The sequence below is a fragment of the Propylenella binzhouense genome, from assembly GCF_009866965.1.
Taxonomy (GTDB): Bacteria; Pseudomonadota; Alphaproteobacteria; order Rhizobiales; family Afifellaceae; genus Propylenella; species Propylenella binzhouense.
The window spans coordinates 15,193-28,692 of record NZ_SPKJ01000001.1 but is presented as its reverse complement, the minus strand read 5'-3'; the positions used below and the strand labels follow the sequence as shown (position 1 = coordinate 28,692).

Genomic DNA, 13,500 nt, shown 5'->3' with positions numbered 1-13,500 from the left:
ATTCACCTAAAGCGACAGTCGTTCGAACAATGCGAATGGCACTGTCAATCAGCGGCTGAGCGACGCTGAGGTTTCGAAGTTAGTGAAGCGACCGGCGATGACCGTCAGGCTGGCACCCGCAGATCGAGAAAGCCGGAGCAACTACGTCTTGGGGTGATCGGAAGACCGATTATCAGCAGCCGCGACAGCAACAATAGCTGGACGTACCAATCTGTCGTGGAGCAGATAGCCTGGCTGCAAAACCTCGACGACCGTGCCTTCCGAGACAGTCGTTTCGATTCGCAGATACACCGCCTGCTGCTCGCGCGGGTCAAACCGTTGTTCTATCGGATCAATCCTGCGCACACCATGACGGGCGAGAGCCGACAGTAATGAATATTCACTCGCCCGAACACCGGCGATGAGTGATGCCGCCGAGGCCTTACCCGCATCCATGCACGCGTCCTCGATCGAGGTGTTCAATCTCTCAAACGTGTCGAGCAGTTCCCCCGCGAAGCATCCGACTGCCCGCTTCACGGCCTCATCCCGCTCGCGTCGCATCCTCTTGCGAATGTTCTCCTGTTCGGCGAGAGCGCTCATGAGTTCGCGCTCGAGTTCAGCGACCCTCGCCTTGTGGTCGACGGCAGGCGCTGTCGGCGCCATCGATCGAAGATCCGGCCCAGTCCCCCGATCGATCCGCGTCCTGGTAGCGCGAGGATCAGACATCGCGTTTGTCGTCCTTGTCGTCCAACTCCTCGAAGTCCGCATCGACGACATCCTCGCCGGTCGATCTCTGTCCGCTCGCACCACCGGCGGAGCTGTCGTTCAGCTTCGCTTTGAAGTTCAACAGGGCGATCTGCAGCATTTGCGCCTTGGCTTCGATCTCTGCGGTCGAGTCGGTACCAACCACCGACTTCAAATCCTCGATTGCCTTCTCGACCGCTTCCTTCTCCGCGGCCGGCGCGTTGTCCTTTGACTCGTCGAGCGCTTTCTGGCTTGCCGCAATCTCGGAGTCTGCCCTGTTCCTCGCCTCGACCAGCGCCCGCCGCTTCTTGTCGGCTTGGGCGTTTGCCTCAGCCTCCTTGATCATTCGCTCGATATCTGCCTGCGACAGGCCCCCCGAGGCCTGGATGCGAATCTGTTGCTCTTTCCCTGTTGCCTTGTCCTTCGCCGAGACATTCACGATGCCGTTCGCGTCGATGTCGAAGGTCACCTCGATCTGGGGAACGCCACGAGGCGCGGGGGGAATACCAACGAGATCGAACTGGCCGAGCAGCTTGTTGTCGGCCGCCATCTCGCGCTCGCCTTGAAAGACGCGGATCGTGACCCCGGCCTGGTTGTCTTCCGCTGTCGAGAAGACCTGACTCTTCTTGGCCGGAATGGTCGTATTGCGCTCGATGAGGCGGGTAAACACCCCACCAAGAGTCTCAATGCCGAGCGACAGTGGTGTCACATCGAGCAGCAGCACATCCTTGACGTCGCCTTGGAGCACGCCGGCTTGGATCGCCGCGCCAATCGCCACCACCTCATCGGGATTGACGCCCTTGTGCGGCTCTCGGCCGAAGAGGTCGGTGACAGTTTGCTGGACCTTCGGCATTCGCGTCATGCCGCCAACAAGAACAACCTCGTCGATTTTCTCCGGCTTGATCTTCGCATCCTTCATTGCGTCCCGGCAGGGCTTTTCCGTGCGATGGACTAGGTCGTCGACCAGTTCCTCCAGCTTGGCGCGCCTGAGCTTGATCTCAAGATGCTTCGGGCCATTCTGATCGGCCGTGATGAAGGGCAGGCTGATGGTGGTTTCCAGCGCCGAGGAAAGCTCGATTTTGGCCTTCTCCGCCGCTTCCCGGAGCCGCTGTAACGCAAGCCGGTCATTGCGCAGGTCGATGCCCTGGTCTTTCTTGAACTCGCTTGCGAGCCAGTCGATGATCCGCTTGTCGAAATCTTCGCCGCCCAGGAATGTATCGCCATTGGTGGCCTTCACCTCGAACACGCCGTCACCGATCTCGAGCAGCGAAATGTCGAAGGTTCCGCCACCGAGGTCGTACACCGCGATCATCCCGGCCTTCTTTTTGTCGAGGCCATAGGCAAGAGCGGCGGACGTCGGCTCGTTGATAATCCGCAGCACCTCGAGGCCGGCAATCTTGCCGGCATCCTTCGTCGCCTGCCTTTGGCTGTCATTGAAGTATGCAGGAACGGTGATCACCGCCTTCTCGACCTTCTCGCCGAGATAGGCTTCAGCGGTCTCCTTCATCTTCACTAGTATGTACGAGCTGATCTGGCTCGGACTGTACTTCTTGCCCTGCACCTCAACCCATGCATCGCCATTGTCGGCCCTGACAATCTTGTAGGGCACAAGAGCCTTGTCTTTTTCCACCATGGGGTCGTCATAACGCCGGCCGATCAGACGTTTGATGGCGAAGATGGTGTTCTCGGGATTTGTTACCGCCTGTCGCTTCGCAGGCTGGCCAACGAGAATTTCACCGTCGCTCGCGAAGGCCACAATGGATGGTGTCGTGCGTCCACCCTCCGCGTTTTCGATGACTTTGGTCTGGGAGCCTTCCATGATCGCGACGCAGGAATTCGTCGTACCCAGGTCGATGCCGATCACCTTGCCTGTCATGCTGTGTCTCCGTCAGTCGGGAATTTCGATGCAACACCTGCCCCGCAGTATGGCCGAGGGGCAGGTCATCGACGTTGACGGACGTCAGTCCGACGGCAATGCAATCGGCTGGACAGGACAGTCAAGCTTGCCAATCGCCGGCCGCCAAGCGACGAGGTCGGCGGACTCGCGCCAACCGTGCAGCGGTGTACGCGCCGCGCTCCAGCACGGGCGGTTTTCAGTCGGTTGGTTGTGCGGACCCGAAACTAAAGCCACCTTGCCGCAAGCCCCGTAGAGAGGCCCGATCTCTTGCGGTCGTAACTTCCGGTGTGCGCGTCTCTTTCCAGCCACGGGTCCGGCTGAACGTTCGCAAGAGGCACGTCTTCCAACCGCTTCACGATATCAATCTCATGTACCCGGATCGCTTCGGCACCGAATTTTGCCAGAATCTCCTGTGCTTCCGCTTCCTTCTCCGCGGTACGGGCACGCACCCAGAGCACAATGCCGCCAGACATGAGCTGAAGCTCGAGCTCCTCCGCCTGCTTGTTGCCAAGCAGTCGAACTGCAGCAGTGCCGATGCCCGCTCCGACCGTCCCGGCTGCCATTGCGGCTGCGGCGATCACTGCGAGACTTCCGCCGGAAGCGACGACGGACATCACGGCCGCCGTAGCGCCAACATAGAAGAGGATTCCCGCCACGCCGGCGGTCGCCGTTGCGAGATCGTCTCGGGCGACAAACGCCCGACGCGGGGTCCCCGGCACATCGGCGATCTCCTCCGGCGGAATGTAGAGCATGCCCAGACAGCGCCTGACCGCTTCGAGCTCACCCATGATGTCAATATCCGCTCGGTCGAAACCTGCATGCAAGAGGGCTTCGATTGCATCCTCGAGAGTGTCTTTCCTATGAAATATGCCGGCCACTTCACGGACCTTCCGCGTCTCAAGAATCCCCTCGTCGTCTGGATTCGTCATGATCATCGATCCTTCGCAGCGGCCGGCAGAGACCGCTACGCGCCGGCTCATTCCCAGAAACCAATGGACAGCATTTCAATGCGCCATGACGAGCGACACTGGCGACTTGCGAAGGAGCTGGTACGTCGCTCCCCCGAGCAACCATTCCCGCAACCGGGAATGGCCGTAGCCGCCCATGATAAGCAGGTCACCCTTGCGCGCAACCACTTCGTCCGCCAGCGCCGTCGCGACGTTGCCAAGCCCCTTCCTCGCAACCCGCTCCAGCGCGGCGCTGATGCCGTGTCGTCGAAGATAAGCAACGAGTCTATCATCCTGCGTCGCGGTCAGAATTGACTCGCCTTCCCCGCCGATGCGGAGCACAGTGACTGCTTTCGATTTCTCAAGATACGGCAATGCCTCGGCTACCGCCCGTGTTGCTTCGCGGCTGCCGTTCCAGGCAATCACCGCATGCTGAAAACCCTCGTCGAAGCTCCTCTGATCAGCCACGAGGAAGATGTGCCTTCCCGCCTCGAACAGGGTTTCCTCCACCACGTCGTGCAGTTCAATCGCATCATCCTCATCGCTGAGGCGAAGACCGACGAGGGCGTCTGCCGTCCGGCATTCCCGTGCCGTGAGACGCGCCTGCTCATGGGCGTACGCATCGATTCGACGCACTTCGGATGACGACGCTAGGCCTTTCAGGCGGTTCTTGATCTTGTCCTCGAACTCTCTTCCTGCCGTCTGTGCCTGATCGAGAAGTCGGGACCACTCGTTCACGTTGACCACGCTGTCGACGATGGTTGGGTCGGGCAAAACGTTAATTATCAATCCAATCACATGGGCATTGAACAATTTCGCCAGACTTTCCGTGGCCGCGAGCCTGAAATCGTCTCCGCCCGTTCCGTCGAGTCTGACCACCAACACCTTAATCATGCTCTCCTCCTAAGGCGCGACCACGACCGACCTCTTGAATTCAAGGTCCGGATCATCCTAGTAGGATGAGGGCCCGCGGCTGGCCGTTCACTGACGCTCGTCAGCGTTGCTCAACATTTGTGATTGCCAGGGTGCGACGCAGTTGTCAGGAGGCGAACGGCACCGGCTTCGAACAACCGGCTCACCGGTTAAGCATCTTGTCCTTAGGCCACCGTCGAAAAGCGGCTCTCAATCCGACACAAAAAGTCACCGGAAGTGGCGCGGTACCGGAGCTCTCGAACGAGCCGTATCTGCGTCAGAGCCAGCTTTGAGGCGTGGCCCAGCGTGACGATCGTGAATTGCACCCCGATCACAGAGGCTGACGCGCCCCGGCAGTGCCGGGCGCAATTATCACGCTCATTTGGCGCGTACGCAGGCGCGTCCTCGCGACACTGACAAACGTCAGTGCAGGGCCAATCGTGGTGCTGATCTAGTGATTACTGCACGTCCCACCGATCGTCAGCGACGGAGAAAACAATGAAAGCTCTCATCTTTGAAGGGCCCGGCAAGAAATCGCTCCAGGAGCGTGATATTCCGGCCGTCCAGAATCCGACCGACGCCATCGTCAGGGTGGCGAAAACCACCATCTGCGGCACTGACCTGCATATCCTCAAAGGTGACGTTCCCCCCTGCGCGCCTGGGCGCGTCCTCGGGCATGAGGGCGTAGGCGTCGTCGAGCAAGCGGGCGCAGGAGTGACGCAATTCAAGAAGGGCGACCATGTCCTGATTTCCTGCATCTCCTCCTGCGGCAAGTGCGAATATTGCCGGCGCGGCATGTATTCCCACTGCACAACCGGTGGCTGGATTCTCGGCAACACCATTGATGGCACGCAGGCCGAGTACGTCCGCATTCCTCACGCTGACACCAGCCTCTATCCTATCCCGGACGGCACCGATGAAGATGCACTGGTAATGCTAAGCGATATCTTGCCGACCGGCTTTGAATGCGGCGTGCTCAATGGCAAAGTCCAGCCGGGTGCTTCCGTGGCGATCGTCGGCGCGGGGCCTGTCGGCCTGGCAGCTCTGCTGACGGCGCAGTTCTACTCACCTGCAGAACTGATCGTGATCGATCTCGACGAGAACCGGCTCGAGGCCGCGAAGCGTTTCGGTGCGACAAAGACGGTCAAGGCCACCGGAGAGGAGGCAAAGCGGCAGCTTCTCCAACTGACAGAGAACAAGGGGGTGGATACAACCATCGAGGCCGTCGGCATCCCCGCAACATTCGAGCTGTGCCAGGAGATCGTCGCCGCGGGCGGCGTCATCGCCAACATCGGCGTTCATGGTGTTAAGGCTGACCTTCATCTTGAAAAGCTTTGGTCGCACAATATCGCCATCACTACGCGCCTGGTCGACACGGTCACCACACCGATGCTGCTGAAGACCGTGCGATCCGGGAAAATCGATCCGAAAAAGCTGATCACTCACCGCTTCAAGCTCGATGCCATTCTCGACGCTTACGGGACCTTCTCGAAAGCATCAGATACGCGAGCGCTCAAGGTCATCATCGAGGCGGACTAGCGGGCGCCATCATTCAGGGCGGCCCCATCGCGGATCCTCGGCTGCCGGTGGGCGCTGGCAAAGCGGCGAGCTTTCGGCGGTTGGTGCCGGATAGGGCTGCCTACCTGCTTGGTCTCGCCGGGGTCGACAGGACGATCGGTCGGCCGGGCTTTCAGGCGGGACCACCCCAACGGCCCATACGGGATTTTACGATAAGGGATTCCCACAAAGTCGCGTGGTCCGCACGATCAATCAGCCCGCCTCCGAGAACCTGTTCCGAAGGTTCAGCGCGGCCAAGCCCAATAGGAACCCTCATGCCTGCCACGATGAGGACGATACTTTTACCCGCCGGAGAGACGATACCACTGCTCGGACAGGGCACATGCGGGATGGGTGAGCACCGCGAATCGCACAAAGCAGAGGTGGCCGCACTGCGAACCGGCATCGACCTCGATATGACGCTCATCGACACGGCAGAAACCTATGGAGACGGAGGCGCTGAGGAGGTTGTGGGAGAGGCTGCTGCGGGTCAGCGCGATAAAGTCTTCATCGTTAGCAAGGTGCATCCGCATCGCTCCTCCCGTCTCGGCGTCCTGACGTCTTGTGACCGGAGCCTAAAGCGTCTCCGCACGGACTGGATTGATCTTTATCTGCTTCATTGGCGGGGTAACGTCGCGCTGAGCGAAACCATCGAGGCCTTCGAAACCCTAAAAGCCGCGGGAAAAATACGGTACTGGGGGGTCAGTAACTTCGGTATTGACGACTTGCGAGACTTAGCGGCCGTTCCGATGGGAAAATCCGTTCAGACCAACCAGGTCGCCTACAATCTCATGAGACGCGGCATTGAGCGCAATCTCCTGCCTTGGTGCCGGGAGAGGGGAATTCCACTCATAGCCCATTCACCCATCGAGCGAGGTCAACTCGCTCGCGAGGGAAGGCTGGCGCGCATAGCCGACCGATACGGGGTGAGCCGCGCCCGCCTGGCGCTCGCTTGGATCTTGAGCCAAGAGGGTGTCGTTGCCATTCCGAAGGCTGCAACCGCAGAGCATGTCAAAGATAATCGGGAAGCACTCGAGTTGCGGCTTGCTCCAGCCGATCTGGCTGAACTCAACCGGCTCTTTAGTCTGCAGATTGGGAATCGATAATCCCGAAGACGGTGGGCCGACGTCGTAGGCCGACCCGGCGGGCACGGGTGGGGATCGAGCAGCTGCACCCTCGATCACGAACCACTGCACGGATAGCGGACACTTCCGGCGATCTGGACACGCGGATGATCATCATACCGAGATGTTGGCTTGCTGCCCAAAGGAATGCCCGCCATCCGGGGGGCAGGATGGCGGGCAGGCAAGGCGGGTGGGGCTAAGAAGCGGCGATGTCAACCCGCCTGCACAGGGATACGCTTGACGTTGGCAAGGGCCTCGGCTGTCTTTGGAAGCACCACCGTCAGTAGACCGTTCTTGAATGTCGCGCTGGCCGCGTCGGGATCCACTCCCTCGGGTAGCGGCAAGGTGCGTTCGAAGGCGCCATAGGCTCGCTCGTGGACTATGAGCCCGTTGTCCTCTGATTGCCGGTCGGTCCTCTTTTCACCGCGGATCGTCAATTCTCCATCAACGATGGAGATGTTGACATCGTCTTCGGTGAGACCCGGCAATTCGGCCGTGACGGTTACTTCTTTGCCGCTATCGCTGACATCAACGCGAACGACATCGGCAAACTCAGACTGACCGAGCGCCGGAAATGAAGACGGTATTATCCGCCAGAAATTCTCAAATGCGCGATCGATGTCCTGCCGAAATGCGCGGATCGGGTCCGCCGGCTCCGTTCGCACGGCCACGTCCCGACGGGAGGTACGCCAAGGAATAAGATCGGTGATCCTCATTGTCTTTCCTCACGCGGCCTTGACAGGGATCTTGGCGGCGGGCGCAGGCGTCGCCTTCGGTAGCGTCAACCGCAGAACGCCGTCTTTGAACACAGCTTCGATTTTTGCCGCGTCGACAGGTTCGGAGATGACGAAGCTCCGCTCGTAGTTCCCATCCCGGTACTCCGCGTGCTGCAACGTACAGCCCTCGGGATGGCTTGACGCCGAGCGGGCTGCGATCCGCAGTACCCGCTTGTCGAGCGTCACATCGAGGCTGTCCGGATCGGCGCCGGGGACGTCGAGGACCATAAGCAGACTGGACTCGGTCTCGATGATATCTGTGGGGGGTACAAAGACCGGAACATCTCGTGTGGTCTCTGCAGCCACGCTTCCGTTGGTTTCCTGATCGGCCATGACTATTCTCCCTAAGAGCGGCTGACGGTGATCTTGCGGGGGCGATCGGCCTCCGGGCGAGGCAAGTCGAGGCGAAGAAGCCCGTTCCGAAACATTGCCGCTGCCTTGTCCCCGTCCACCCGAAACGGCAGCACCAGGCTGCGCGCGAAGGCACCGGCAACGCGCTCGCGACGATGCAGAATGTCGCCTTCGCCGACCGGCTCGGCCACGCGCTGACCACGAAGCGTCACTGTGTTCTGGTGGACGGTGATTTCGAGGTCGTCCGGCGAGACGCCGGGAATCTCCGCGGTGATGACGGCTCCGTCGGGACCCGTCCAGATGTTTATCAGCGGGAACTCGGGCGGCGCCGGCGCCCGGAGGCTGTCCATCAGGCGATTCATATCCTGTTGCATGAGCCGCATTTGGCGGAGCGGATCGAACCAGCGCCCCGCATTTCCCTGATAAGCGAGCATCACCGAACTCCCTTGCTGATGTTGCAGGTATGATGGCAGCTCAGCTCCGGGGTCAGCACTGATGACCGTCAGTTTCAGAGAAAAAGACGGACTCTTCGGTCCAGCAGTCCAGCGTGCTGCCCGAGACCTACGTGGGCGGGATTCCCATGCTCGCCACGGCGCCGAGCCGTCGGGCGCAGCAACCCACATGCTGGTCTAGCGCATCCAGCTCTGGCGACCGTCCTGGATCGTCGATACGGCCTCAGCGACGCACGAGTTCGCCCCAAGCCGGATCCCAAAGGTCTTCATGCTCGAGCACGATCACGATCCTCCGGAACCCATAGCGCCGCTGAAGGTGTCGGGCCCGAGCCAGTGCGAGACCGACTTCGACCTCGTCACTCTCGTCCGGCCCAACTTCGGCCTCCTTCCGGGCATGCGCTATCCATCCGAGGGTGGCCCGCACAGGGGCCTTTCCCTGCCAGTCGAAGATGGTCACGATAATCTCGTTCCCGGCAGCTAGCCCGGGGTCATCGAGAACGGTGTAGATCGGTCGCTCCTTCGTAGTCACGTTCGTGTCCAACCTCATGACCTCAATTTCCGGTTCGTACTATCGCCGCTCCGTCTGGACAGAACATAGCCACCGCTGCAAATTTAGATTGTCCATCGATCCTGACAACTGCCCATGGCGGCTGATTGGGCTGGCCGCCACGAACACAAATCGAATTGTAGCCGAAATCCGATCCTGGTTGTAGCAGGCAAGACCCGATCCGCAGGATCTGTCGGATAACCCGGATCGGCGGAGACGCGAATGCCTGAGGCGGAAAAACAGAACCTGGTCCGTGCGCTTGACGATCTCTTCCACCTCTCCGCCCTTCAGGCGGACTGGAAGGATCTCGACGAGGATGCCGTCGCCGAAAGCCTCGCCTCGGTTCTCGTGAAGACGCTCCGTGCCGACTTTGCTTATGTGTCGATTGCAACGCTGCACGTCGTGGTGGAACTCGCATACGGTCCCAGCGGGCGTCTTCCACCGGCATTCGTTCCCACAGTCCGCAATTCGCTCCTTAGCGCCGTCACCGATGGCGGGAAGATCGTCAGTCCCGTCAGCGGCAATCAGGTCACCGTCCACGCGACACCCATCGGTAATCATGGAGAGGCAACCCTTATCGTCGCATCGGAACGACCGGATTTTCCGACGGACGTCGAGACACTCCTCCAGCGGATGGCCGCAAGCCAGGCCATGCTGGAGCTGCGCCGGCGCGAGACGACCGCTCCCAGCGCATATCTCGCAAGGCTCATCGAGGCTTCCTCTGACTTCATTGGCATCATGAACCTCCAGGGCCGGCCGCTGTTCGTGAACCCGGCCGGCCTACAGCACGTCGGCCTGGCCGACATGCGCGAGGCCTCGGAACTTCATATCGCCGATTTTCTGGCGATCGGCGACCGTGATCAGCTTCGCTACGGCGTGTGGCATCGACTTCTCTCCGAGGGGCACTGGACCGGCATGCTCCGGCTTCTCAATACCAAGTCCAAGGAAGCAAGGCCTTTCCTCTTCGATTGCTATCGCCTCGATCTGCCACCAACCGGCCCGGTCGCGATCGGCATCATTGGCAAGGAGGTCTCCAGCACCTCGAAGACATCGATCGAACTGAAGGACGGAACGTCTCCAGCGATCTCCGATGAACGGGAGGAAGCGGCTGCGCGCCTGCAGAGCCTCAGCGAGCGCGAACGGCAGGTGCTCGTCAGGCTAGCGGATGGCCAGGCGCACAAGGAAATTGCCCACGACCTTGGCATTAGTGTCCGTACCGTCGAAGTCCATCGCTCGCGGATGTTGCGGCGACTCGGGGTGAAGACCGTCGCTGAGGCGATCAAGCTTGCAGTTCTCGCGGGTCTGAAGGAATAGCGCCGCCCGTGGCGACGTTCACCGCCGACCTTATGGCCATGCCATCGGGTTGGGCGGTCGCAGCGCGCGCCAGCGCAAGCGGCCCGTCGAGATGAGAAACAGCATGCCTTGGCGTTGTTCGGGTAATGGCTCAGCATATGCCTTGCGGTCGTGTCGGCGAAACGCTCCAAGCTCCAATTCTACTACGAACAAGCCACTTTTGTCCGTTGAGAGAAGGCCCATAAGGGGATTCCACAAATAGTCCCTTACACGTGCCATTTCATATCCTCACCCCGACCGTCCCCCTTTCCTTGGGCGGTGCCGTTCTCGAAAGGGGTGTCAATGTTTCGTTCCTCAGGATGTGCCGACCCAGATTTTGGACCGCATAATAGTAGAAACGGGAAGGACATCCACTCGATCAGCATTCTGCGTACCTTTCATCGCGATCAAGACGTTTTTGAATGCGATCATCGTTGTGATTGGTGGTATCGTATTGTCTCGGGTGCTACGCGCAAATATCGAATTCGAAGCGATGGGCGCCGGCAGATCGCGGATATCCACCTGCCCGGAGACTTCTTTGGCTTCTCGTCAAATGAAAAGCACGGGTTTTCGGTTCAGGCGATAGTGGAAGGAACAACGATCGCCTGCTATCCGCGAAGGATGACGGAGGCTCTTGCGGATTCAGACCCATCGGTCGCCCGACTCATTCGGATGGGCACGTTTGCAGCAATCGAGAGGCTCGAACAGCAGATGCTAGTTGTCAGCACAACGTCGGCCCCTGAGCGCGTGAAGGCGTTCCTAGTGCATTTCCGGGACAGAGTTGGGCGGTCTGGCGAAGATGGTCTGGCCCTTCCCATCACGCGCTACGATATCGCCGACCTGCTGGGTCTCTCCACTGAAACCGTTTGCCGGGCGTTCACCGATCTTCGCGAGCGCGGCGCAATATCGTTGGAAGGCCCTCGACAGGTCACCATAATTCGGCCGGGGAGCGGTAAAGATTGATTTGTGCACGCCTCGACCCCGTGAGCAAGAGGCTGTCCTACTCCTGGTGAGGGCGCAACTCTGGCGCACCGTGCATCTCCTCGGAAGAGCCAGAAGCATCAGCCGTTTTCGCCTGCTCCTGCTGTAGCGCATCCACGGTAGCCGTTGCCTTCGCACGCGCTAGACCAAGCCCGCTGAGGGTCGCCTCGGCTATCGCCAGACCCGCATTGTGCTCTCCCAAGATCGCCCGCGTCGCGCCATGCGACAAGAGATACAAGCGATCTGAATCATTGTGCGCGCGTACCAGAATCTCGACGCGCGCGTTTATTTCTCGGGCGCGTTCCAGCACACGCCTGGCCTCATAGCCGTCTGGAACTGCAATAGCGATAAGGCGAGCGCGTTCTGCCCCCGCAGCTTCAAAGACGCCCGGCGCTGCGGCATCACCCTGTATCACCGGGGCACCCTCGTCTCGGAATATTTCCGCACGTCGGCGATTGCGCTCGATCACAATGTGCGACACCCCTGCTTGTCGTAGCGCCGCAGCGACCGTTCGCCCCACCCGACCGGCACCAACAACAATAACGTGGTCCGCCCATTTCCTCTCATGCTCTTCAATATCCAAACCGGATAAGCGGTCCGCGCGCGCACTCGTTCCGGCTCCAGCTCTCAGTTTCGCCAGGCGTGGTTCGGCGAGTTTCGCCACGGCAAATACAAACGGGTTGAGGGAAATCGAGAGCAAGGCTCCGGCAATGATAAGATCACGGCCTTCCGTTGGCATCAGCCTCAATGACACACCGAACTCAGCGAGTATGAAGGAGAACTCGCCAATCTGCGCCAAGGCGGCCGAGACGATCACAGCGGTTGGAAGCGGATAGCCGAGTGCGACCACAATCGCCGCGGCCGCAAGAGCCTTGCCTACAACGATCACCAAGACCACAGCGATCACTGCCAATGGATCCCGGATGAGGACAGAGGGGTCGAACAGCATGCCGACCGAGACGAAAAACAGCACCGCGAAGGCATCCTGCAGCGGCAGAGACTCGGTGGCTGCCCGATGGCTCAATTCGGATTCACTGAGCACCACACCTGCGAAGAAGGCGCCAAGTGCGAAGGACACCCCGAACAACTCCGCCGATCCACAGGCAATGCCGAGTGCTATCGCCAGGACGGCCAGCGTGAAGAGCTCCCGAGAACCGGCGCGCGCTGCCTGTTTGAGCAGCCAGGGTACGACGCGCCGGCCGACCACCAGCACGAGCGCCGTGAACGCGCCCACCTTAGCCAGCGTCAGCCCGATCGCGAACCCGAGATTCGTTGCTCCCGCCTGGCCTACCGCGCCTGGATCATTCGTCCCGGCCGGCACAGCGAAAGCCGGCAGCACCACCAGCGCCAGGACCATGGCAATGTCCTCGACAACCAGCCAACCGACTGCAATGCGTCCGTTGGCAGAGTCGAGCAGGTTCATCTCATCGAGCGCGCGCAGCAGCACAACAGTGCTTGCAACCGAAAGCGCAAGTCCGAACACCAACCCAGCGCTCAGGTCCCATCCCCACGCCTTTGTCAGGACAGTACCCATGGCCGTGGCGCCAGCGATTTGGATGATTGCGCCTGGAACTGCGATCCGACGAACGACGAGGAGATCGTTAAGGGAGAAATGCAGCCCAACCCCGAACATCAGAAGGATGACACCAAGTTCGGAGATTTGGCCCGCCAACCCCACATCGCCGATAAACCCGGGCGTGTTCGGACCGATTGCAATCCCGGCCAGCAAATAGCCAATCAGAGGCGGCAGGCGCAGGAATCGTGCAATCAGTCCCAGCCCGAAGGCAAGCACCACCCCGAGGGCCAGCATTGCGATAAGCTCGGTTTGGTGATGCGGCATGGTGTTGTGCGATCAGTTGGCCATCACGAAAGAAAGGTAAGCATTCCAACACGAAAATCGA

Annotated in this window: 13 protein-coding genes; 4 read left to right on the top strand and 9 right to left on the bottom strand. The window is 60.3% G+C overall.

The features are described from left to right. Window positions 1-141 precede the first annotated feature (141 nt). The 4 genes from E4O86_RS00165 to E4O86_RS00150 all read right to left on the bottom strand — a co-directional run bounded on the left by E4O86_RS00165 (window position 142) and on the right by E4O86_RS00150 (window position 4,461). Window positions 142-642 (bottom strand): nucleotide exchange factor GrpE, encoded by a 501-nt coding sequence (locus E4O86_RS00165; protein WP_161138493.1) that lies wholly within the window; start codon window positions 640-642, stop codon window positions 142-144. A 55-nt stretch (window positions 643-697) separates the two neighbouring features. Further along, window positions 698-2,542 carry a molecular chaperone DnaK gene (gene dnaK / locus E4O86_RS00160; RefSeq protein ID WP_425500100.1) on the bottom strand — a complete coding sequence of 615 codons (1,845 nt, stop codon included), beginning with the start codon at window positions 2,540-2,542 and terminating at the stop codon, window positions 698-700. A 302-nt stretch (window positions 2,543-2,844) separates the two neighbouring features. Beyond that, window positions 2,845-3,549 carry a hypothetical protein gene (locus E4O86_RS00155; protein WP_246206017.1) on the bottom strand — a complete coding sequence of 235 codons (705 nt, stop codon included), beginning with the start codon at window positions 3,547-3,549 and terminating at the stop codon, window positions 2,845-2,847. Between the two features lie 75 nt (window positions 3,550-3,624). Continuing rightward, entirely contained in the window at window positions 3,625-4,461 is an 837-nt protein-coding gene (locus E4O86_RS00150) for a universal stress protein (protein WP_161138491.1), read from the bottom strand. A gap of 516 nt (window positions 4,462-4,977) precedes the next feature. Here E4O86_RS00150 and E4O86_RS00145 point away from each other — a divergent pair. Together E4O86_RS00145 and E4O86_RS00140 are read left to right on the top strand one after the other, a co-directional pair. After that, on the top strand, window positions 4,978-6,018 hold the full coding sequence (locus E4O86_RS00145; protein WP_161138490.1) for a zinc-dependent alcohol dehydrogenase family protein: 1,041 nt from the start codon (window positions 4,978-4,980) through the stop codon (window positions 6,016-6,018). A 293-nt stretch (window positions 6,019-6,311) separates the two neighbouring features. Then, window positions 6,312-7,142, top strand: a complete 831-nt coding sequence (locus E4O86_RS00140; protein WP_161138489.1) for an aldo/keto reductase — start codon at window positions 6,312-6,314, stop codon at window positions 7,140-7,142. A 230-nt stretch (window positions 7,143-7,372) separates the two neighbouring features. Here E4O86_RS00140 and E4O86_RS00135 read toward each other — a convergent pair whose 3' ends face one another. From E4O86_RS00135 to E4O86_RS00120, 4 genes are all read right to left on the bottom strand, one after another. After that, a complete protein-coding gene (locus tag E4O86_RS00135) occupies window positions 7,373-7,876 on the bottom strand; it encodes an Hsp20/alpha crystallin family protein (protein WP_129608313.1) in 504 nt (167 codons plus the stop codon). A 9-nt stretch (window positions 7,877-7,885) separates the two neighbouring features. Further along, a complete protein-coding gene (locus E4O86_RS00130) occupies window positions 7,886-8,269 on the bottom strand; it encodes an Hsp20/alpha crystallin family protein (protein WP_161138488.1) in 384 nt (127 codons plus the stop codon). 11 nt (window positions 8,270-8,280) lie between these two features. Then, window positions 8,281-8,721 carry an Hsp20/alpha crystallin family protein gene (locus tag E4O86_RS00125; protein ID WP_161138487.1) on the bottom strand — a complete coding sequence of 147 codons (441 nt, stop codon included), beginning with the start codon at window positions 8,719-8,721 and terminating at the stop codon, window positions 8,281-8,283. 241 nt (window positions 8,722-8,962) lie between these two features. Next, entirely contained in the window at window positions 8,963-9,286 is a 324-nt protein-coding gene (locus tag E4O86_RS00120; RefSeq protein WP_205520530.1) for a hypothetical protein, read from the bottom strand. Window positions 9,287-9,508: 222 nt separating this feature from the next. Here E4O86_RS00120 and E4O86_RS00115 point away from each other — a divergent pair, with 222 nt between their 5' ends. Beyond that, on the top strand, window positions 9,509-10,600 hold the full coding sequence (locus E4O86_RS00115; RefSeq protein WP_161138486.1) for a LuxR C-terminal-related transcriptional regulator: 1,092 nt from the start codon (window positions 9,509-9,511) through the stop codon (window positions 10,598-10,600). Window positions 10,601-10,921: 321 nt separating this feature from the next. Continuing rightward, window positions 10,922-11,581 carry a helix-turn-helix domain-containing protein gene (locus tag E4O86_RS00110; protein WP_161138485.1) on the top strand — a complete coding sequence of 220 codons (660 nt, stop codon included), beginning with the start codon at window positions 10,922-10,924 and terminating at the stop codon, window positions 11,579-11,581. 37 nt (window positions 11,582-11,618) lie between these two features. Here the strand turns inward: E4O86_RS00110 and E4O86_RS00105 are convergent, their stop codons facing one another. Then, window positions 11,619-13,439, bottom strand: a complete 1,821-nt coding sequence (locus E4O86_RS00105) for a cation:proton antiporter domain-containing protein (protein WP_161138484.1) — start codon at window positions 13,437-13,439, stop codon at window positions 11,619-11,621. Window positions 13,440-13,500: the final 61 nt, after the last annotated feature.